The sequence below is a fragment of the Corynebacterium sp. H127 genome (genome assembly GCF_037482665.1).
Lineage (GTDB): Bacteria > Actinomycetota > Actinomycetes > Mycobacteriales > Mycobacteriaceae > Corynebacterium.
The window spans coordinates 1-869 of sequence record NZ_JBBHKY010000029.1 but is presented as its reverse complement, the minus strand read 5'-3'; the positions used below and the strand labels follow the sequence as shown (position 1 = coordinate 869).

The 869-nt window shown below is 53.3% G+C and carries 1 protein-coding gene; it reads left to right on the top strand.

What is annotated here, in order from left to right; genetic code table 11:
- Positions 1-61 precede the first annotated feature (61 nt).
- The gene (locus tag WG936_RS12225) at positions 62-556 is read left to right on the top strand and encodes an SMI1/KNR4 family protein (RefSeq protein WP_339573064.1); all 495 of its coding nucleotides are present in this window, start codon (positions 62-64) and stop codon (positions 554-556) included.
- The last annotated feature ends 313 nt before the right edge of the window (positions 557-869 follow it).

The following is an 869-nucleotide window of genomic DNA, read 5'->3' as shown; positions in this document are numbered from 1 at the left end:
GTATCCAGAACCGAATAGCATTGGTTCCAGATACAGGCGGCTACTCCATTTCCCACGTGACATGAAAGCACAAATAATCAGCTTCACAGAACTCTTCAGCACATGTGCTGAGCCTTGCTCACAACAGCGGCTGCAGGACATCGAATCAAACATCGGCATGACCCTGCCCGAGGACTATCGCCACATAATCCACACAACAGGCGGGGGGAAACTCGCCTACGAAAAGCGCTTCTTCCCGGCCCAGCTAGATGCCTTTGGATTCCCGGATGGTTTCGCACTGTGGGGTTTCTTCGGAAACGGATCCTACACTGGCACAAAGAACAACCTCGATGAAGAAGGCCCCTACATGGCACTGGCATGGGAGCTGCCCGAGGGTGTTCTGCCCATCGCCCTCGTAGACGGCTCTGCCTCCAGTTTCGTCGCACTCAACCGTAACCGCACAGAATTCCCACCCAATTCAGTCCTCTTCGTCGATGCAGAAATCAAGGACATCGTGTGCCTTGCGGATGATTTCGAGAGCTTCATCTCCCAACTAGGGAAAAACCCATACGTGTAAGACAAAGTGATACCAACGTGCTGGAGGTAGCCCTCAACTTTGTGACTTCCTCTCGGCAGGTTAGCGAGCTGGATATTCTCCGAAGACACGGTGAATTTTCCAGTCGCCGCATTGATGACTTCCCGCAAATAGCCACAGCACTTTTCAGATTCACTCTTCCCGGGAAAACAATCGCGGGCCCTGGATCAATGGACATCGTGTTCACAAGGTGGTGGGACTTCCGGCTCAAAGAGGGCAAAATCATCCCAACCGACCAAGGACATGTTCTCGAGCCGGGTTACCGCGCCCAGCTAATTGATGAGCTCCGCGAAGC

Bases quoted from the DNA above. Each gene is read 5' to 3' on its own strand.
- WG936_RS12225 (WP_339573064.1), top strand. From the start codon at position 62: ATGAAAGCACAAATAATCAGCTTCACAGAACTCTTCAGCACATGTGCT.